General features: G+C 59.3%; 18 protein-coding genes and 1 tRNA gene. 9 read left to right on the forward strand and 10 right to left on the reverse strand.

Features of this window, described 5'->3' with window-relative positions; genetic code table 11:
• Position 1: 1 nt before the first annotated feature.
• Together G5358_RS14950 and orn are read right to left on the reverse strand one after the other, a co-directional pair.
• Positions 2-74: transfer RNA gene (locus G5358_RS14950), tRNA-Gly, on the reverse strand.
• Between the two features lie 178 nt (positions 75-252).
• Positions 253-798, reverse strand: coding sequence for an oligoribonuclease (orn, locus tag G5358_RS14955; RefSeq protein ID WP_159158278.1), 546 nt, complete (start codon positions 796-798; stop codon positions 253-255).
• Positions 799-889: 91 nt separating this feature from the next.
• Here orn and rsgA point away from each other — a divergent pair, with 91 nt between their 5' ends.
• From rsgA to G5358_RS14980, 5 genes are read left to right on the forward strand one after another with little or no spacing between them, the layout of a single operon-like run.
• Positions 890-1924, forward strand: a complete 1035-nt coding sequence (rsgA, locus tag G5358_RS14960; protein WP_043822940.1) for a small ribosomal subunit biogenesis GTPase RsgA — start codon at positions 890-892, stop codon at positions 1922-1924.
• Between the two features lie 28 nt (positions 1925-1952).
• Positions 1953-2825 carry an archaetidylserine decarboxylase gene (gene asd / locus G5358_RS14965; RefSeq protein WP_026034874.1) on the forward strand — a complete coding sequence of 291 codons (873 nt, stop codon included), beginning with the start codon at positions 1953-1955 and terminating at the stop codon, positions 2823-2825.
• Positions 2822-3091 (forward strand): VF530 family DNA-binding protein, encoded by a 270-nt coding sequence (locus tag G5358_RS14970; RefSeq protein ID WP_005349372.1) that lies wholly within the window; start codon positions 2822-2824, stop codon positions 3089-3091. The genes asd and G5358_RS14970 overlap by 4 nt, the downstream gene beginning before the upstream one ends.
• A complete protein-coding gene (locus tag G5358_RS14975) occupies positions 3081-3332 on the forward strand; it encodes a DUF2960 domain-containing protein (RefSeq protein WP_005338984.1) in 252 nt (83 codons plus the stop codon). Before G5358_RS14970 ends, G5358_RS14975 begins: the two co-directional genes overlap by 11 nt.
• A 2-nt stretch (positions 3333-3334) precedes the next feature.
• Complete coding sequence (locus G5358_RS14980; RefSeq protein WP_421203956.1) at positions 3335-3724, forward strand: hypothetical protein; 390 nt, start codon at positions 3335-3337, stop codon at positions 3722-3724.
• Positions 3725-3819: 95 nt separating this feature from the next.
• Here G5358_RS14980 and G5358_RS14985 read toward each other — a convergent pair whose 3' ends face one another.
• The 5 genes from G5358_RS14985 to gpt all read right to left on the reverse strand — a co-directional run bounded on the left by G5358_RS14985 (position 3820) and on the right by gpt (position 8717).
• Positions 3820-5073: a glutamate-5-semialdehyde dehydrogenase gene (locus tag G5358_RS14985; protein ID WP_421324361.1), complete on the reverse strand. Its 1254-nt coding sequence runs from the start codon at positions 5071-5073 to the stop codon at positions 3820-3822.
• A 34-nt stretch (positions 5074-5107) separates the two neighbouring features.
• The gene (gene proB, locus G5358_RS14990; RefSeq protein WP_421324363.1) at positions 5108-6211 is read right to left on the reverse strand and encodes a glutamate 5-kinase; all 1104 of its coding nucleotides are present in this window, start codon (positions 6209-6211) and stop codon (positions 5108-5110) included.
• Positions 6212-6356: 145 nt separating this feature from the next.
• A complete protein-coding gene (gene crl / locus G5358_RS14995; RefSeq protein ID WP_216952944.1) occupies positions 6357-6749 on the reverse strand; it encodes a sigma factor-binding protein Crl in 393 nt (130 codons plus the stop codon).
• A gap of 59 nt (positions 6750-6808) precedes the next feature.
• Positions 6809-8077, reverse strand: coding sequence for an esterase FrsA (gene frsA / locus G5358_RS15000; protein ID WP_216952943.1), 1269 nt, complete (start codon positions 8075-8077; stop codon positions 6809-6811).
• A 172-nt stretch (positions 8078-8249) separates the two neighbouring features.
• Entirely contained in the window at positions 8250-8717 is a 468-nt protein-coding gene (gene gpt / locus G5358_RS15005) for a xanthine phosphoribosyltransferase (RefSeq protein ID WP_005339007.1), read from the reverse strand.
• Between the two features lie 947 nt (positions 8718-9664).
• Here gpt and G5358_RS15010 point away from each other — a divergent pair.
• Complete coding sequence (locus G5358_RS15010; RefSeq protein ID WP_216952942.1) at positions 9665-11116, forward strand: aminoacyl-histidine dipeptidase; 1452 nt, start codon at positions 9665-9667, stop codon at positions 11114-11116.
• A gap of 81 nt (positions 11117-11197) precedes the next feature.
• On the opposite strand, the gene djlA is transcribed toward G5358_RS15010, so the two are convergent.
• Genes djlA through G5358_RS15025 form a run of 3 tightly spaced genes read right to left on the reverse strand, consistent with a single transcriptional unit; the run spans position 11198 to position 13726 of the window.
• Complete coding sequence (djlA, locus tag G5358_RS15015; RefSeq protein ID WP_128836428.1) at positions 11198-12031, reverse strand: co-chaperone DjlA; 834 nt, start codon at positions 12029-12031, stop codon at positions 11198-11200.
• Between the two features lie 19 nt (positions 12032-12050).
• Positions 12051-12719 (reverse strand): N-acetylmuramate alpha-1-phosphate uridylyltransferase MurU, encoded by a 669-nt coding sequence (gene murU / locus G5358_RS15020; RefSeq protein ID WP_421222480.1) that lies wholly within the window; start codon positions 12717-12719, stop codon positions 12051-12053.
• Entirely contained in the window at positions 12716-13726 is a 1011-nt protein-coding gene (locus tag G5358_RS15025) for an aminoglycoside phosphotransferase family protein (RefSeq protein WP_421222479.1), read from the reverse strand. The genes murU and G5358_RS15025 overlap by 4 nt, the downstream gene beginning before the upstream one ends.
• Before the next feature lie 174 nt (positions 13727-13900).
• Between G5358_RS15025 and lptD the strand changes: the two genes are divergently transcribed.
• The 3 genes from lptD to pdxA are packed head-to-tail and all read left to right on the forward strand — an operon-like array spanning position 13901 to position 18686.
• Positions 13901-16366 carry an LPS assembly protein LptD gene (lptD, locus tag G5358_RS15030; RefSeq protein ID WP_227341998.1) on the forward strand — a complete coding sequence of 822 codons (2466 nt, stop codon included), beginning with the start codon at positions 13901-13903 and terminating at the stop codon, positions 16364-16366.
• A 26-nt stretch (positions 16367-16392) separates the two neighbouring features.
• Positions 16393-17691 (forward strand): peptidylprolyl isomerase SurA, encoded by a 1299-nt coding sequence (gene surA, locus G5358_RS15035; protein WP_216952937.1) that lies wholly within the window; start codon positions 16393-16395, stop codon positions 17689-17691.
• Complete coding sequence (pdxA, locus tag G5358_RS15040; RefSeq protein WP_421324367.1) at positions 17691-18686, forward strand: 4-hydroxythreonine-4-phosphate dehydrogenase PdxA; 996 nt, start codon at positions 17691-17693, stop codon at positions 18684-18686. The genes surA and pdxA overlap by 1 nt, the downstream gene beginning before the upstream one ends.
• The last annotated feature ends 45 nt before the right edge of the window (positions 18687-18731 follow it).

Raw genomic sequence — 18731 nt, forward strand, 5'->3', positions numbered from 1 at the left:
GAGCGGGAAACGAGACTCGAACTCGCGACCCCGACCTTGGCAAGGTCGTGCTCTACCAACTGAGCTATTCCCGCAACTACCTTAAAACAGGCCGTACAGCATTTGGTTGCTTGCGCTACTGTACGGGAGCCGAATTATAAGAGCAGTCATTCCAATTGCAAGGGCTTTTTTGTCTGGTTGCGCGCGTTCGCTCAAAAGCTGGCCGAACTGTCGATTTTAGCAGCCAGAGTATGACAAACCCTTGCCGGGGAATCAGATCTTGAAGACGTGGCTGCGATAGAACTGCAGTTCGGCGATGGATTCGCGGATATCGTCCAGCGCCTGGTGGGTGCCGCTCTTCTTGAACTGATCCAGCAGTTCCGGCTGCCAGCGGCGTACCAGCTCCTTGATGGTGCTGACGTCGACGTTGCGGTAGTGGAAGAAGGCTTCCAGATCGCTCATGTGCTTGACCATGAAGCGGCGATCCTGACCGATGCTGTTGCCGCACAGCGGGCTGGTGCGCTCCGGCACCCACTGGCGAATGAACTCGAGGGTCTCGGCAACGGCTTTCGCCTCGTCGTGCTGGCTCGCCTTGACCCGGGCCACCAGACCGCTCTTGGTATGGGTGTTGACGTTCCAGTCGTCCATCTTGGCCAGCTCTTCATCACTCTGATGAATGGCGATGACCGGCCCTTCGGCCAGTACGTTCAGATCCTTGTCGGTGACGATGGTGGCAATCTCCAGTACCACGTTCTCTTCGGGGTCGAGACCCGTCATCTCCATGTCGATCCATACCAGGTTCTGCGCGCTGACTGTCATGATTGCTCTCTCTATTGGGAGGAATGGCGGAATTTTGCCAATTTGCATGTATCATACTGGCTTTGGATCTGTTCATAAACTGGCGAATCGAGTGGCAAAGAAAGCAAAACTCAATCTGGGTCAACAAAGGCGCGTCCAGGCCAACCGCGAACGGCGGCTGCAAAAAGATCACACCACAGTGGTAGATGACACCCTGTTTGGCCCCGCCATCGAAGGGGTGGTGATCAGTCGTTTTGGTCAGCACGCAGACGTGGAAGCGGTCGATGGCACCATCCACCGCAGCAACCTGCGGCGCAGCAGCATCAGCAGTCTGGTCTGTGGCGACAAGGTGGTGTGGCGTCCCGGCCTCAATGCCGCGACAGCGGGCGTCATCGAGGCGGTGCATCCGCGCCACTCGGTACTGACCCGGCCGGACTTCTACGACGGGGTCAAACCCATCGCCGCCAATATCGACCAGATCATCATCGTCTCGGCGGTGATGCCCGAGTTCTCCACCAACATCGTCGACCGCTATCTGGTAGCTGCCGAGGATGTGGAGATCCGCCCCCTCATCGTGCTGAACAAGGTCGACATGCTCGATGATGCCGCCAGAGCGCGCATCGAAAGCCAGCTCGAAACCTACCGCAAGCTCAATTACGAGGTGCTGCTGGTGAGCTGCGAGAGCGGTGAAGGGCTCGATGAGCTGAAAGCCGCACTGACCGACAAGATCAGCATCTTCGTCGGCCAGTCCGGGGTGGGCAAATCCTCGCTCACCAACGCCCTGATGCCGGGGCTGGATGTACTGACCGGCGAGATCTCCGAAAACTCGGGGCTCGGCCAGCACACCACCACCACGGCGCGGCTCTACCACTTCCCGAGCGGTGGCGATCTCATCGACTCCCCCGGGATCCGCGAGTTCGCTCTCTGGCATCTGGAAGCCGACCGCATCACCTGGTGCTTCGTCGAATTCCGCGACTACCTGGGTGGCTGCAAGTTCCGCGACTGTACCCACAAGGACGATCCCGGCTGTGCCCTGCGCGCCGCGGTCGAGGCGGGCGCCATCAGCGCCGATCGCTTCCACAACTATCACCGCATCCTGGAAACCATGCAGGAAGCCCGTCACGGTCGCCAGCAAGCGCGCCTGTGACCCTAATAAACCTACGTTGATGATGAACATGAGCATTACTGACAACCTGAAAATTGCCGGTCAATACTGTCTGCCCAAGCACGCCCTCTCCCGTCTGATCGGCAAATTTGCCGCCGCCGAAGCGGGTAACATCACCACCAAAGTGATCGAGGCCTTTATCAAGCAGTATCAGGTCGACATGAGCGAGGCGCTGCACGAGAGTCCAGCCCACTACAAGAGCTTCAACGAGTTCTTCACCCGCGAGCTCAAGCCCGGTATCCGCCCCGTGGTAGAAGATGCCATGACCCTGGCGCTGCCGGTGGATGGCACCGTCAGCCAGCTCGGCCCGATCCAGCAGGGTCGCATCATTCAGGCCAAGGGCCACGACTACAGCGCCCGCGAACTACTGGGCGGCTATGAGGATCTGGTGGCGCCATTCAAGGATGGCGACTTTGCCACCATCTATCTGGCGCCCAAGGATTATCACCGCATCCATATGCCGCTGGACGGAGTGCTGGAGAGCATGGTGTTCGTGCCGGGGGATCTCTTCTCCGTCAACCCGCTCACCGCCGAGAACGTGCCGAACCTGTTTGCCCGCAACGAGCGGGTGGTCGCCACCTTCCGCACGCCGCACGGCCCCATGGCGCTGGTGCTGGTCGGTGCCACTATCGTGGCCAGCATCGAGACCATCTGGGCCGGCAACATTGCGCCGACCAAAGAGAAGAAGGTGGTGCGCTGGGACTACACCGGCGACGAAGCCATTACCCTGCAGAAAGGCGCCGAAATGGGCCTGTTTAAGCTGGGCAGCACCGTGGTCTGCCTGTTTGGCCCGGGCATGCTGGCCGGTTTCGAACCCCATCTGGCCAATGGCGTCACCACCCGCATGGGTCAGCCCTTTGCCAAGCTGGCGGAGCAGGCATGAGCGAGCAACCAAACGCCTCGCAGAAAAACAACCCGCTGCACGGGCTGACGCTGGAAGCCATCGTCACCGCGCTGGTCGAACACTACGGCTGGGAAGAGCTGGGGCAGCAGATCAATATCCGCTGCTTCACCGATAATCCCAGCATCAAGTCCAGCCTGAAGTTCTTGCGCAAGACCCCCTGGGCTCGGGAGAAGGTCGAAAGCCTCTACCTCTACGTCCAGCGCAAGCAAGCCAAATCGAAGAAGGAAGGGCAAGATGGCCTTTAAGATTACGTATACCTATAAAAAGCAGGCCAAAGAGATCGGCTACGCGAACGACAAGTTCCGCAGCATCTACGACGCCATCGCCGCTGCCGAAGGGCTGGATCTCACCAGTTTTCACGCCATGGAGGCCCAGCTGGCTCAGGTATGTCGCCGTGACAAGAAAAGCGTGAAGGATTACCAGGAGAACTACTTCAAGGAGCTGGGATTCTCCAACATCGTCATCGAACGGGATCTTCAGGAGTAACCATGCGCACCTTGACCCTGATGGCCGCCTCTCTGCTGCTGGCGGCATGCAGTACACCGGAACAACATCTGGTGGGCGGCGATCGCGACAGCCACGGCTGTATCGGCAGTGCGGGCTATCAGTGGTCAGCGCTGACTGGCAAATGTGTGCGCCTGTTTGAAGAGGGTATCCGGCTCAATCCGACCGATGCCAGCCAGACCAGCAGCGCCTTCGTGATGTTCAATGCCGACCAGACGCAGGCCGAATTGCATCTGCCAAGCGGCGAGCAGCACCTGCTGACCCGTCAAGGTGTGGAGGGCAACTGGTCGTGGCAGGGCAGCGGCTACACCCTCTTTATCTGGAAGGGTTATGTGCTCAAGTCCGGTGACAAGGAGCTCTATCACGGGGAATAACCCCGAGGAATAGCGCACGGCGTGGTATCGGCGCGATGCCAGCGAAAAAAATGCCGACCCTGTGGTCGGCATTTTTTTTTTGCAACAGCCGATTATCAGGCACGGCTGAGGTAATCGGCCTGCCCTACCCACTTGTAGCTGGTGAGCTCGGTGAGCCCCATGGGGCCACGGGCATGCAGCATCTGGGTCGACACCGCCACTTCAGCGCCCAGACCAAACTGGCCACCATCGGTGAAACGGGTGGAGGCGTTGACATAGACAGCAGCCGAACCGGCGCCATTGACGAAACGCTCGGCGTTGGCCAGATCGTTGGTCAGGATGGCATCGGAGTGGCCGGCGTTGTGCTCGCGCATATGGGCCAGCGCTTCGTTGACGTCTGCCACCAACTTGACCCCCAGGGTCAGCCCGAGCCACTCGGTATCGAAATCCTCCGGCCCCGCCTCGCACAGGTTGTCGGCACCCGCCAGCAGCGCTATGGCGTTGGGCGCGGCCACCAGCGTCACCTTGCGCTCGTTCATCAGCGTCACCAGTTGCGGCAGGAAGGTGGCTGCCACCTTCTCGTGTACCAGCAGGGTATCGAGGGCATTGCAGGCGGAGGGGCGTTGCACCTTGGCGTTGTCGATGACCGCCAGAGAGCGCACCAGATCGGCGCTCTCGTCGACGAAGATATGGCTGATGCCAAAGCCGCCGATGATGACCGGAATGGAGCTGTTCTCCTTGCACATCTTGTGCAGGCCCGCGCCACCACGGGGGATGATCATGTCCACATAGCGGTCGAGACGCAGCAACTCGCCGACCAGCGCCCGATCCGGGTTGTCGATGTACTGCACCGCCGCCTCGGGCAGACCGGAGGCCGCCAAGGCATGTTGAATTACCCGCACCAGCTCCAGATTGGAGTGAAAGGTCTCGCGCCCGCCACGCAATATGCTGGCGTTGCCGGTCTTGAGGCAGAGGCTGGCGATGTCGATGGTGACGTTGGGGCGCGCCTCGTAGATGACTCCGATAACCCCGATGGGTACCCGACGACGGGAGAGCCGCAGGCCATTTTCCAGCACCCGGCTATCCATTTCGGCGCCGACCGGATCGTCCAGAGTAATTACCTTGCGCACATCCGCCACGATACCGGCCAGCCGGGCCGGATTGAGCAGCAGGCGATCCAGCATCGCCTCTGACAAGCCCGCCTCACGGCCGGCGGCGATATCTTTCGCGTTGGCGGCGAGGACCTGCTCACTGCGCGCCTCCAGCTCGTCGGCGATGGCGGCCAGCGCCCGGTTTTTCTGCGCCGTGCTGACGGTAGCCAGCTGATAGGCGGCTTCACGGGCCGCCTGCCCCATTTTCTCCAGACTCATCTCGGTTCCCTTTGTTCATGCCGTGCCGCCCTGATTAGAGCAGCACCATATCGTCTCGATGGATGGCTACTGAACCATATCCATAGCCCAGTACCTGCTCAATCTGATCCGAGTGGACGCCGCGCAGCTTATCCAGCTCCAGATGGTCGTAACGGCAGATGCCGCGGGCCAACTCGGCGCCCTTGGGATCAAGAATTCGTACCACATCGCCTCGAATAAAGTCGCCCTTGACCGCGACGATCCCCTTGGGCAGCAGGCTGGAGCCTTTCTCCTTTATGGCGGCCACTGCGCCCTGATCCACATGAACTTCGCCGTGAGGGGGCGGGCCTGCCAGGATCCAGCTCTTGCGCCCTTCCAGCGGGGACGCCAGCGCCGGGAACAGGGTGCCAATCCGCTCGCCCTTGGCGAGACGGCCGATCACCTCCGGCATCTGGCCGGTCGCGATCACCACGTTGACACCGGCGCGGCGCGCCACATCGGCGGCCTGCAGCTTGGTAGCCATGCCGCCGGTGCCAAGGCCGCTGACACTGTCACCCGCCAGCGAGCGCAGGGTATCGTCGATGGTCTGCACCTCTTCAATCAGCTGGGCGTCGGGATTGGTGCGCGGATCGGCGGTAAAGAGCCCCTTCTGGTCGGTTAGCAGGATCAGCAGATCCGCATCCGCCAGAATGGCGGCCCGCGCGGAGAGGTTGTCGTTGTCGCCGACCTTGATCTCGGCGGTCGCCACCGCATCGTTTTCGTTGATGACCGGAATAATGCGGTGATCGAGCAGGGTGCGCATGGTGTCGCGGGCGTTGAGGTAGCGCTCCCGATCTTCCAGATCAGCGCGGGTCAGTAGCATCTGGCCGATATGCAGACCGTAGAGGTTGAACAGATCCTGCCATACCCGAATCAGCTGGGTCTGACCAACCGCCGCCAGCATCTGCTTGTTGGGCAGGGTTGGCGCCAGTGGCGGGTGGCCCAGATGTTCACGCCCGGCGGCGATAGCTCCTGATGTGACGACCACGACCCGATGGCCGTGACGGTGCAAGGCCGCACACTGTCTGACCAGCTCGACCATATGGGCACGATTGAGCTGGGAAGACCCCCCTGTGAGCACGCTGGTGCCCAACTTGACGACTATGGTTCTGTTTTCCATGGGAGCATAAAGGCTAAAAAAGTAAGGAATATCTTTATACCCACGGCCATGGGGCCCTGCAAGGCAATTCCATAAAGGGTGATGAAAGGATGGGGCAAGAGTCTCCCTGCGAGCTCGTCACAACCTCTCGCAGGGCATCAGAGGCTCAGGCAGCCGTTACACTCAACTCGTTGGTCACCTGTTCGGCAGGCACTAGCTGACACTCGAGCGAGGCCAGTTTGTCACTGATCAATTTGTAGAAACGGTTGAGGGTCCGTTCCACCTCGACCTGGTGCTTCTTGGGGATCGGCTTGTCGAGCCACTCGCCATCGGCATTGTACAATCCGAACTGGTAATGGTAGCGGAACAGATGATCCTCCTGCTCCAGCACCAGCCACCAACCCCAGAACTCCCGCTTGTCTGGCGCCGGTTTGGCACTGACACAAACGGAAAGACTGTCGAAACGGTAACGCCCCTCTTCACAGAGATCCTCACGCAAATAGGGGCCAATGGCAGCAAACTGTCTCAGCAGTCGCTTGTAGGTCACTCTTTCAGACATGTTAACCTCCCTGTTAAACAAGCCGCGCCACCTCGGGATGGCGTCAGTCCTTCAACGCATCAGATACATAGATGCTGTTTCAGCCACTCGACGATTTCGTCCAGCGCCTTGTCATACACCTCAAGCAAGGGCTGCTTGTCGAAGACGATGGCCTTGCCGTTACGACTGGCCGCCGCCAATGCCCGTACATCCTGCTCGGGACAGATGAAATCTCGTTTGTGTCCAATACTCAATATCGGCACAGAGGTGCGAGTCCCCAGTAATCCCTGCGTTTTCAGTGAAAATACCTGACACTTGGTACGCATGGTATCCCAATGAGCCGCATCAGCGCCCAACCGGTTGGCCAGGCTGTCCCGCATCATGCGCGGGCACTTGGCAAACAACTCCTGATTGGTAAACACCTGATTGACCCCGGCCCCGACACAGACCACGGTTTTGAGCTTGAATGGCTCGATAAAGGCCAGACGTGCCGCCACATTGCCTGCCAATCGCATACCGACCATAGCGATACGCTGATGATCGACCCAGGCCACTTCGGAGAGATAGTGCAGCACAGCCTGATGAAGGCGGCTGGTATCTTGTACCAATGGCCAATGCTCGGCATAGCCGATGCCCGGCATGTCGAGGGAGAGCATACCGATGCCGTTGGGCTCGAGTCGCTTGAGATAGAAGTTGAGGAAATCGAGCTGCAGAGAGTCGATCCCCCCGCTGATGATCACCAGAGGCACCGGTTTGTCGGTGGTCGGCAGGTGGAGATAACCCTGAATATGCTTGCCGCGAAAGGGCACCTGGATCTCTTTGAGCGGCACCTTGAACAACCGGCCCGCCTCGCGATAGGCCATATTGCCAAGCAGCTGGGCCTGATCCGCCAGTTCATCATCCTTGAGATGGGGGTAGCTGGCGATGGAATAGTAGCGCACCGCCTTGAGCAGCTGTTTCAAGGCGCCAGCTGCATCCCCCTGCTCACGCAGTTCGCGCCCAAGCTTGAAGTAGTTACCAGCCACCTGGCTCCACTCATAGATCCAGTTGCCAGGCACATAGCCCTTGATGGTATCGAGATAGCAGTCATGGGTGCGTTCACCGGTCGCCATGGCGATGCGGGCCAGAGTCTGCTCAACCTCGACCGGGTCGGCCCCCTGCCAGGCCCAGGAGGGGCGGCGCAGCAGGCGATACCAGCTCTTTGACATGGAGCCGTCGATAAACATCTCGTCTGACTCTGCTTCGGCAATGTCCGCCGGGCTGGAGTTGGAGATCTCGGAAGTTTCCAGCACCTTCTTGACCCGGGTAAACAGCTTTTCGGTCAGATTGAGGTCGTCGTTCAAGTCCAAGATTGTGTCCCATTCATATCAGGCAATAGCTCATCTTAACCACTTTTACTGCCCATCAGCCACCCTGCAACAGATTGATACACAAAAAAACAGGGCTCCATCAAGGAGCCCTGTGAAACCATTCTTGCCGCGTGCGGCCAATTGACGCTCTGAACGTCACATCCCGATCCCGTTACTTTTCGTCGCAGATCGGTGTGGCGAACTCCAGCGCCATATCCCACGGCTGTTCAATCCAGGTATCCTGCGGGATTGCCACTTCGAAATCGTCCAGCAGCGCTTCGCCCATCGGCTTGGCGAAGATCGCGATGAACTTGGCTTTCGGGTAGAGCTCGCGGATCGCCTTGGCGGTAGTGCCGGTGTCTACCAGATCTTCCACCACCAGCCAGCCTTCGCCGTCACCGGCGGTGGTGGCAGCTTTAACGACTACCAACTCGCGCTGGCTGTCGTGGTCATAGCTGGAGATGCAGAGGGTTTCCACATTACGAATGCCAAGTTCACGGGCCATCAGGGCTGCGGGCACCAGACCACCACGGCTGACCGCGATGATACCTTTCCACTGGCTGACAGGCAGCTGACGACGGGCCAAACGGCGAGCTTCACGTTGCAGGTTGTCCCACGACACATAGAACTTTTTCGGCATGTTATCGATCTCGAATAGTTATTTAAAAACAATCACTTAAAATAACAACATCCGCAATTCTCCCTGCGGATGCCAGTAAATGGCGGCCCTTGCCCGACTGAATTCAGATTGCACTTCGGCTGCCTCAGGGCTAAGCCTCGGCAGCAAATCTGATAACAATGGAAGCAAGATGGGCTTATCCGGCGATCGGTTAGATGATGTGTCCAAACCGCGGACAGGCTGTTGGGCCGATATGATAGCACCGTTTGCAGAGAAAATGCCTGGCAAACGTATGCCAAAAACAGGAAAATCGGCATCACCCTCTCCATTCGGCCCATCTCGAGCGCCAAACGAATAACCTGCCGTCCCTACTACCGAGCCCAAATGGGACTGTGCGGCAAATCGCAGATAAAAAAATAGCAGGGGGAGGGTTTACCTCACGCACCTGCTGCTTTCTCGCCTCTGCCTGGTTGGGCAGCTCGTCTTAGCGACGAGTGACGAAGGGGTTAGGGTAGCTGAAACCCTGGGTATACAAAGAGGGGGCAAACCAATAGGTTGAGTTGCTGCCTGGCATATTGAAACTCCTGATTGCTTAACAAGTTACGTACCTTTAATGCGGGCTCAAATCCTTGAACGAACACTCGGTTCCATGGAGGCGCACTTGCTTTGCTTCGGTTCCCTGGAGGCTTTCATCGTCATCCTGACGGGTGGCGAACCACGGGAGCTAATTTACCAGTCGGTGTATTAAATTCAATATTTTTGTGAGATCGGTCACACATTTTCTTTTCTATCGGTCAGCGTCGTCCGAACCTGACGATCGTACTGCCTGGTTGCCATCAGCCAGCACAAGCTGCCTGCGATTTGCGCTGATTGCTCACATTTTTGTGTGATTGACTGTATTATCGTTATCCTCTTCCCCGGCCCGCTGATGGGGCCCTGTTAATTCCGTGCTGGTAAGGAGTCCCGACGTGGCACAGCTTAGCTCTCTCTCTCCCAAACTGATTTGGCATTTCTTCGAACAGATCTGCTCCATTCCCCACCCTTCCAAACATGAAGCCAAACTGAGCGCCTGGATCATCCAATGGGCTCAAGGGGAAGGTCTGGCGGTCAAGCAGGACAAGGTCGGCAACATCATCATCAAGAAACCGGCCACCCCGGGGATGGAAAACCGCAAAGCCGTGGTACTGCAGGCCCACATCGACATGGTGCCGCAGGCCAACGCCGACACCAAACACGACTTCGCGACCGATCCCATCGATGCCTATGTAGATGGCGAGTGGGTCACGGCCCGTGGCACCACTCTGGGTGCCGACAACGGCATAGGCATGGCCGGTTGCCTGGCAGTGCTGGCTGACAAGACCATCAAACACGGTCCGCTGGAAGTGCTGCTGACCACCGACGAAGAGACCGGCATGACCGGCGCATTCGGTCTGGAAGCGGGCTGGCTGGAGGGCGAAATTCTGCTCAACACCGACTCCGAAGAGGATGGCGAAGTCTATATGGGCTGCGCTGGCGGTGTGGATGCCAATATCCGCTTCCAGCTCGAGCTGGTTGACGCCAGCGAAGGCGAAGCGTTCGAGCTGGCCGTGAAAGGGCTGCGTGGCGGCCACTCCGGTTGCGATATCCATCGCGGCCGTGGCAACGCTAACAAGCTGCTGGTACGTCTGCTCAAAGCAGCCGAGCCGCTGGGTGTTCGTCTGGCCGAGATCCACGGCGGCACTCTGCGCAACGCCATCCCGCGCGAAGCCCGTGCCACCCTGCTGGTGCCCGCTGCCAGCGTGAACGAGTTCAAGGCGCTGGTTGACCGCTACACCGGGATCTACCAGACCGAACTGGCCGCCACCGAGCCGAACCTGACCGTGCTGGTCAACAACGCCGCCAAACCGGCCAAGCTGATGAGCGTCTCCCTGCAGCAGCGCCTGCTGGATGCCCTGATGGCCTGCCCGAACGGCGTGATGCGCATGAGCGATGCCATGCCCGGCGTGACCGAAACCTCGACCAACCTGGGGGTCATCAAGACTCAGGATGGCGAAGTGTACGTCCAGTGCCTGATCCGCTCCCTGATTGACTCCGGTCGCGAGAGCATCGAGCAGATGACCCGCTCCCTGTTCACCCTGGCGGGTGCCAGCTGCGAATTCACCGGAGCCTATCCTGGTTGGGCGCCAAACGTGGACTCCCCCGTCATGGCGCTGGTACGCAACAGCTACCAGACTCTGTTTGGCACTATGCCCAACGTGATGGTGATCCACGCTGGTCTCGAGTGCGGTCTGTTCAAGAGCGCCTATCCGGAGTGGGACATGGTCTCCTTCGGCCCGACCATCCGCGGGGCCCACTCCCCTGACGAGAAGGTGCATATCCCGGCGGTCGAGCGTTTCTGGCAACTGCTGGTGCACGTGCTGGAAGCGATTCCGGCCAAATAACCCGGCCTACGCCACACGGCAAAACAAAGCCCCGCACTGCTGCGGGGCTTTTTATTGTCTGTTCCAGCCTGACTTTGGCGCTTAACGGATACCGCGCGCCTCGCGGATCCACTCCCAGGCTTGCTGGATCTCCTGGGTCTTTTCCTTGGCCATCTCCATCATCTCCGGCGGCAGCCCTTTGGCGGCCAGCTTGTCCGGGTGATGCTTGCTCATCTCCTTGCGGTAAGCACGCTTGATATCCTGATCGCTGTCGCTCTCGCTTACCCCCAGCAGCTGGTAGGCATTCTTGAGGCGATCCGCAGAAGGCGGCTCCTGCCGATACTGCTGACCACCGGAATGGCCACTCTGATACTGGCCATGGGCCTGATTGAAGAAGTTCATCTGTGCCTCGGCCATCGCCAGAATGCGGGCCAGCTCGATGCGACTGAAACCCAGCTCGTCGGCGATGGTGTGAAGAATGGCGCGCTCGCCCTCCTCTACCCGCCCGTCGGCAAAGGCCGCCTGCAACTGCACTTCGAGGAAGAAGCGCAGAATGTCGCGCTGCCCCAGACTGGCGCGGCGGAACTCGGCCAGGGTCTCGCGCAACGGGAAGTCGGCCTCTTTACCGAGACGAAACGACTCTTGAGCCCGGGCACGCTGATCACCGACCAGCCGCATCCGATCCATCAGGTTGGAGGCAACCCGGATCTCCTGCTCGGTCACCTGACCGCTGGACTTGGCAATGTGGCCCATCACCGAGAAGGTGGCGTGGAAGAAGACGGCTTGCTGCGCCTGACTCGGGCCGCGACGAAACGCCCCCTGCAGCCCCATGCCACGGTCGAAACGGTGGCCTATCCACAGGCCAATCAGGGCGCCGATAATATTGCCGAGCAGAAAACCGAAGAAGGCGCCCAGCACCTTACCCCAAATACGCATGGTTCAAGACCTCTTGAAGTTAATGAGTGCGGGCCTGGAGCTGGTCATCCAGCTCGCGCAGTCGGTCGACCGTGCCGATATCACGCCACTCGCCAGCGAGCAGGCTGCCGCCCACCCGCCCTTGCGCCATCCAGTCACGCAGCAGCGGCGCCAGCTTGCGGGCGCCGCCAGCGAGACCGGCAAAGGCCGCCGGATCATATAGCCCGACCCCACTGAAGGTAAACGCTGGCGTATCCATCACTCGCCCGGCTTGCAGGGCAAAGTCCCCGCTCGGGTGTTGGGGCGGGTTGGGCACCAGCCAGAGGTGGGCCAAGTCATCGCCAAGGGGCTGGCTGACCAGAGTGCGATAATCGAGATCGAGCCAGGTATCGCCGTTGATCACCAAAAAGGGTTCAGAGCCCAGCAGTGGCAGCGCCTGCACGATGCCGCCCGCGGTCTCCAGCGCGCTCTCCTCGGCCGACCAGTGGATGGTCACACCAAGCGCACTGCCATCACCAAGGCTCTCGACCAGCTTGTGGCCGAGCCAGGCGTGGTTGATCACCAGCTCGGTCACGCCAGCTGACTTCAACTTTTCGATATGGTGGACGATGAGCGGTTTGCCCCCCACCGCCAGCAGCGGCTTGGGCAACAGGTCGGTCAGCGGGCGCATCCGCTCGCCACGGCCAGCGGCCAGGATCATCGCTTTCATGGTTTCACTCCAGCGTTGGCGATCCCTGGCAACACCACCTGCTCCAGCCACTGACCAAAACGGGCCAGTACCGGATAGGCGCCACCGTGAGTGCGACAGACATCCACCACATAGCCGAGGGTGCGGGGAATATCCTTGAGATAACCGGACTTGCCGTCGCGATGATAGAGCCGGGTGAAGATCCCCGCCGCTTTCAGGTGGCGCTGCATGCCGGTCAGGTCGGCACCACGGCGGAAACTGGCATAATCGAGTTCACCAAGCAGCCCCGCCTGTTGCAGGGTGGCAAAACCGTGGCGCATCCCTTCATCGATCACCTCATCCGGCCAGCGCACGTAGCAATCTTTGAGCAGGGAGACCAGGTCATAGCTCAGGGGCCCGATCACCATGTCCTGAAAATCGATGATGGCCAGCCGGCTGCTCTCGGGGGTATCTCCGCCACATACCATCAGGTTGCGACTGTGGAAATCTCTATGCATCACCCCCTGCGGCTGGGCCAGATTGCAGGCAGTGAGGCAAGCGAAGGTCTCGTCCAGCAGTTGCTGCTCTTCATGGCTCAGGCTCAGTTGCAGATGATGGCCAAGCAGCCACTCGGGGAAAATGCTGTTCTCCCGCGCCATAAATGCCGCATCGAAGGGTTCAAGCGCCAGTTCAACCGCCCCCAGGCGGGGCAGCAAATCAATCGCCTTGCCATACCAGGCCAGTACGTTGTGTTCGTTCAGGCAGCTGATCAGCTGAGTATCGCCCAGGTCACTCACCGCCAGCAGACCCTGTTCGTAGTCCACCGCCGTGACCTCTGGCGCCAACAGCTGACGCGCCTGCAAGGCGGTCGCGTTACGAACAAACTCATGATTTTTTTCGGTTTTCGGATTGGCATCCACCCAAACCAGACCACCACCGCGATAGTAGCGACGGAAGCTGGCATCACCGGAAATGAGGGTCAACTGAAGATTGGCATCACCGGAAATACGGCGTGCCCACTGCAATAGCAGGGAATCGCGATCGTGCATAAGTAGAGGACCAAGGTGGAAAGCAGCACTTGGCTGTTAGCCCTGGCCGCAATAATGCTTTATCATTGCCGGCTAACATAAAGCAATGACATGCAATGTCAACTCGATGAAACCTGTCGTAAAATGCATGCCTTGGATCAACCGTATCTATCACGGATTGCACGAGTCTTTCACATGACCAAATGGACACTGGGGTACCGCTATCCCATCGCCCTGACTATCAGCCTGGCCCCCGCACTCACCCCTATGATGGTGCAGGCGGCCCCGTTCGAAGCGCCGCCAGCCACCGGCATTCTTGATAGTCTCTGCTATGACTATGTTCCCAAGATAGAAAAGCCTTCATCGGATCAGGATGCCAATGCGCAGCCGGTCGAGGTTGATGCTGACCGTCTCGAGGCCAAACAGGGCGGCACCGCCGTCTATGAAGGGGACGTCAAGGTTCGTCAGGGTGTTCGCAAGTTTGACTCCGATTATGCACAGCTCGATCAGAAGAGCCGGGATGTCATCGCCATCGGCAACATCTATTACAACGACGGTCAGGTGACCGTCACCAGCGACAAGACCCTCAAATCCAACCTGGATACCAAAAACTCCGAGCTGGAGGAGGGCAAGTATCAGGTGCATGGCTCACCGGTGCGCGGCTTTGCCAAACGCGTGGTGATGACCAACAACAACCAGAACATCACCATGGAGGGAGCCCAGTACACTACCTGCCCCCCCGGTCAGGAAGTGTGGACCCTCAAGGCGGGCAGCATCGACATCGACCAGAAAGAGGTGTTCGGCGAAGCCTGGAACGCCAGCCTCTGGCTCTATGACTACCCGGTGTTCTACTTCCCCTATATCAACTTCCCCATCAAGGATGAACGGAAGACAGGTCTGCTCTACCCGGGTTACAAACAGAGTTCCGGCAACGGCATGGAGATCACCCAGCCCTTCTACTGGAACATTGCCCCCAACTACGATGCCACCATCACCTCCCGCTTTATGGACAAACGCGGCCTGATGGAACAGGTAGAGTTTCGCTACATGCCGGACCCAGCCCATACCGGTACCCTCTATTTTGAAAGCCTCAGGGATGACAAGCAGTATGATGCTGGCAACCCGAGCTTTACCAACCCGTCGACAGGGACTCCGTACCTCTCAGATGGTCATCGTTACCTGATGAATATTCGTCACGGATCCACCCTGATGGATGGCTCCCTGCGTTTAGGCATCGACTACACCCAGGTACGGGACAAGGATTACAACTACTTCAACGACTTCAGCCCGCAAGTGGGCACCCAGGTCGACAGCCAGTTGCAGCAATCCTTTACCGCCGGTTACTACCAGCAGAACTGGAACCTCACCTCCGAGGTGCGTCGCTATCAGATCCTGAGTCCCTACGCGCTGCTGCCCCACGAGATGCTGCCACGCATCAACTACAACTACTTCCAGCAGGGGAAATGGTTCGATCTGGCCTGGAACAGCGAGCTGACCAAGTTTGGCTATGACAGCGGCAGCGCCACTGCCCAGCAGGCCGGTGAGCGTTATACCGCTACCCGTCTGCATCTGGCTCCCACCCTGACCATCCCCCTGGTCGATGCGCCGGGTTACTACCTTATAAGCCAGTACAAACTGATGTTTACCTCCTACAACCAGGAGATCCCCAAAGACCTGATTAGCCAGGATCGCAGTAAATTTACAGACGCAGATAGCCAGCAGCTGACCCTGAAAGACGGCACCATTACCCGCACCTTGCCGTCCTTCCGCCTCAAGGGGGGCGTCAACTTCGATCGTCCGGTAGACTGGTATGATGGCAAGGGCACCCAGACCCTGGAGCCTGAGTTCCAGTACCTCTATATCCCTTACAAGAATCAGGACGAAATAGGGATTTACGACTCCACCACCACCCGTCAGGACTACTACAGCCTGTTCAGCGATCGCCGCTACGCCGGTCTCGACCGCATCAGCGATGCCAACCGGGTCACCGTTGGCCTGACCAGCCGGGTCTATGACAATGTGGGGGATGAGCGGTTACGTCTGGCGGTAGCCCAGGCCTTCGAGATGACACCTCCCAAGGTGCGCCTCTACCCGTCCGATCAGGAAAACACCAACGCCCGCTCCCTGCTCTCGTTCGAGGGGGATGCCCGGATCACCGATGAGTGGTTCGCCCATGCCGGCACCCAGTACGATACCTCCGAGGGGGAATTTACTGCCGGCAACGGTGCAGTCGAATACCGGACCGGCAAGCTGACCACCCAGGTCAACTACCGCTATATCCAGGACGGCAACCGGGACTATCGCTACCCGAGCAATCCTGCTCTGGCCGAAGACCTCAGCCAGGCTGGTCTGGTGATGATGGCGCCGATCGCCGATCAGTGGCAGATGTATGGCGGTTACTATCGCGATATCAAGCAGGATGTGAACATTGACCGCAAGATCGGTGTCAAATACGACTCCTGCTGCTGGAGCATCAACATGAGCCTGGAGTGGCACAACCAGCCGGACAACATCACTCTGAAGCCCACTTCGGAAAAAGTCATTGGTCTGCAGTTTGAAATGAAGGGACTTGGCAGCGTGGGTACCGGTGGCCGCAGTGTCACCCTGGATACCGAGCTGTTGCCCTATGTTCGCCCGTTTAATCTGAAAGACCAGCAATGATGCTGGTCCAGCCTTGAGAGATGGATATGAAAAAGACCCTGATTGCCCTGCTGACCGCGGGAATGTTCGGCGCCATGAGCCAGGCCGCACTGGCTGCGCCCGAGCTGATGGACAAAGTGCTGGCCGTGGTCAACAAGGACGTAGTGCTGTCCAGTCAACAGGACGCACTGGTCAACAAGGTAAAACTCTCCGCCCAGGAGAGCGGCCAGTCTCTGCCTGACGATGCCACTCTGCGCAAACAGGCACTCGACCGTCTGATCCAGGAGAGCCTGCAGCTGCAACTGGCGGATCGCCAGGGGCTGAAGATCAGTGATACCCAGCTGGAACAGGCTATTCAGGGCATCGCCGCCGACAACAAGATGACCCTGGATCAGCTGCGCGCCCAGCTCGCCCGTGAAGGGATGACCTATGCCCAGTATCGGGAAGAGGTTCGCCGCGAGATCCTGATGAACGAGGTGCGCCGCAATCAGGTGCGCCGCCGTATCAACATCTCCGAGCAGGAGGTGAAGCAGGTGGTGGAGATCCTGAAGAAACAGGGTCAACAGCAGAACGAATACCACGTCGGCCATATCCAGATTGCCCTGCCGGACAACCCCACCGCCGCCCAGCTGGATGCCGCCAAGAGCAAGATCGAGCGCATTCTGGCCGCCCTCAAGCAGGGTGCCGACTTCCGCAAACTGGCCATTGCCGAGAGTAACGGCCCCAAGGCGCTGGAAGGGGGTGACTGGGGCTGGATGAGCCCGCAAGAGATGCCGACCCTGATGGCCGAAGCGGTACAGGGTACCAAGAAGGGCGATATCGTGGGCCCGCTGCGCTCCGGCGCCGGTCTGCACATCGTCAAGGTGTTCGACACCAAGGGTCAGCAGCAAGTGATGCAGACCGAGGTGAAGGCCCGTCACATCCTGATCAAGCCCTCCATCATCCTGAGCGAAGAGAAAGCCAAGGGGATGCTGGATGGCATTCTGCACGACATCAAGAGCGGCAAGGCAAGCTTCGCCAGCATGGCGGAGAAGTATTCCGAAGATCCGGGCTCTGCGGTGCAGGGTGGCGAACTGGGCTGGTCTGATCCCAACGTCTATGTACCAGAGTTTCGCGACATGGTTAACCGGCTGCAACCAGGCCAGATCAGCGCCCCCTTCCGCACCAGCCACGGCTGGCACATCGTCCAAGTGGAAGATCGTCGCAGCCAGGATGCCACTGACAAGGCTCTGGAACAGCGTGCCTATCAGCTGATCTACAATCGCCGCTTCGTGGAAGAGTCCCAGGCCTGGTTGGACGAGCTGCGTGATGAGGCTTACATCCGTGTCGAAGGATCTGCGAGCTGATGAGCTGCCGTCGCCTTGCCGTTACCCCGGGCGAACCGGCCGGGATCGGCCCGGATCTGGTGCTGCAGATTGCCCAGCAGGATTGGCCCCACCAGTTGGTGGTGATCGCCGATCCGGCGCTGCTGCGCGAGCGAGCGGCCCTGCTGGGGCTGCCCATCGAGCTTGAGCCCTATGATGCCAGTCAACCGGCACAACCGCAGCGAGCCGGCACCCTGACGGTATGTTCTGTCTCTCTCGGCGCCCCCGTGGTGCCGGGCGAGCTGAACGAAGGCAATGGCGCCTATGTGCTAGCGACCCTGCAGCGTGCCTGCGATGGCAACATGAGCGGCGAATTTGCCGCCGTGGTGACCGGGCCGGTGCACAAGGGGATCATCAACCAGGCCGGGGTCTCGTTCAGCGGCCACACCGAGTTCTTTGCCCAACAATCCAACACTGCCGATGTGGTAATGATGCTGGCAACCGAGGGGCTGCGGGTCGCACTGGCGACTACCCATATTCCGCTGGCCTATGTAGCGATGGCCATCACCGAAGATCGCCTCGGCAAGGTGATCCGGATCCTCAACGAGGATCTCGCCACCAAGTTTGGTATCGCCAAACCCCGTATTTACGTCTGCGGCCTCAACCCCCACGCCGGGGAAGGTGGCCATCTCGGACGTGAAGAGATTGACGTGATCGAACCCGCCCTGGTCACCCTGCGCCAGGAAGGGATCGATCTGGTCGGCCCATTGCCGGCCGACACCCTGTTCCAGGAGAAATACCTCAAGGATGCGGATGCGGTACTCGCCATGTACCACGACCAGGGGCTGCCTGTGCTCAAATACAAGGGCTTCGGCAGTTCGGTCAATATCACTCTGGGGCTTCCCTTCATCCGCACTTCGGTGGATCACGGCACCGCGCTGGATCTGGCAGGCAAGGGCCTGGCCGATTCGGGCAGCCTTGTCACCGCGATTAACCACGCCATCAAGATGGTAGAGAAAAAAAGATATGAGCAGTAAGGTGCACATGGGCCACACGGCCCGTAAGCGTTTCGGTCAGAACTT

The organism is Aeromonas sp. 604176, assembly GCF_049170755.1.
GTDB classification, from domain to species: Bacteria; Pseudomonadota; Gammaproteobacteria; order Enterobacterales; family Aeromonadaceae; genus Aeromonas; species Aeromonas veronii_A.

What these genes read in the sequence shown, in the direction of transcription:
- G5358_RS15025 (WP_421222479.1), bottom strand. Translation starts at nt 13,726, where the DNA reads ATGCACGATCGCGATTCCCTGCTATTGCAGTGGGCACGCCGTATTTCC.
- asd (WP_026034874.1), top strand. Translation starts at nt 1,953, where the DNA reads ATGAGCATTACTGACAACCTGAAAATTGCCGGTCAATACTGTCTGCCC.
- murU (WP_421222480.1), bottom strand. Translation starts at nt 12,719, where the DNA reads ATGAAAGCGATGATCCTGGCCGCTGGCCGTGGCGAGCGGATGCGCCCG.
- G5358_RS14980 (WP_421203956.1), top strand. Translation starts at nt 3,335, where the DNA reads ATGCGCACCTTGACCCTGATGGCCGCCTCTCTGCTGCTGGCGGCATGC.
- proB (WP_421324363.1), bottom strand. Translation starts at nt 6,211, where the DNA reads ATGGAAAACAGAACCATAGTCGTCAAGTTGGGCACCAGCGTGCTCACA.
- pdxA (WP_421324367.1), top strand. Translation starts at nt 17,691, where the DNA reads ATGAGCTGCCGTCGCCTTGCCGTTACCCCGGGCGAACCGGCCGGGATC.
- gpt (WP_005339007.1), bottom strand. Translation starts at nt 8,717, where the DNA reads ATGCCGAAAAAGTTCTATGTGTCGTGGGACAACCTGCAACGTGAAGCT.
- orn (WP_159158278.1), bottom strand. Translation starts at nt 798, where the DNA reads ATGACAGTCAGCGCGCAGAACCTGGTATGGATCGACATGGAGATGACG.
- djlA (WP_128836428.1), bottom strand. Translation starts at nt 12,031, where the DNA reads ATGCGTATTTGGGGTAAGGTGCTGGGCGCCTTCTTCGGTTTTCTGCTC.
- G5358_RS14985 (WP_421324361.1), bottom strand. Translation starts at nt 5,073, where the DNA reads ATGAGTCTGGAGAAAATGGGGCAGGCGGCCCGTGAAGCCGCCTATCAG.
- G5358_RS14970 (WP_005349372.1), top strand. Translation starts at nt 2,822, where the DNA reads ATGAGCGAGCAACCAAACGCCTCGCAGAAAAACAACCCGCTGCACGGG.
- crl (WP_216952944.1), bottom strand. Translation starts at nt 6,749, where the DNA reads ATGTCTGAAAGAGTGACCTACAAGCGACTGCTGAGACAGTTTGCTGCC.
- surA (WP_216952937.1), top strand. Translation starts at nt 16,393, where the DNA reads ATGAAAAAGACCCTGATTGCCCTGCTGACCGCGGGAATGTTCGGCGCC.
- G5358_RS14975 (WP_005338984.1), top strand. Translation starts at nt 3,081, where the DNA reads ATGGCCTTTAAGATTACGTATACCTATAAAAAGCAGGCCAAAGAGATC.
- lptD (WP_227341998.1), top strand. Translation starts at nt 13,901, where the DNA reads ATGACCAAATGGACACTGGGGTACCGCTATCCCATCGCCCTGACTATC.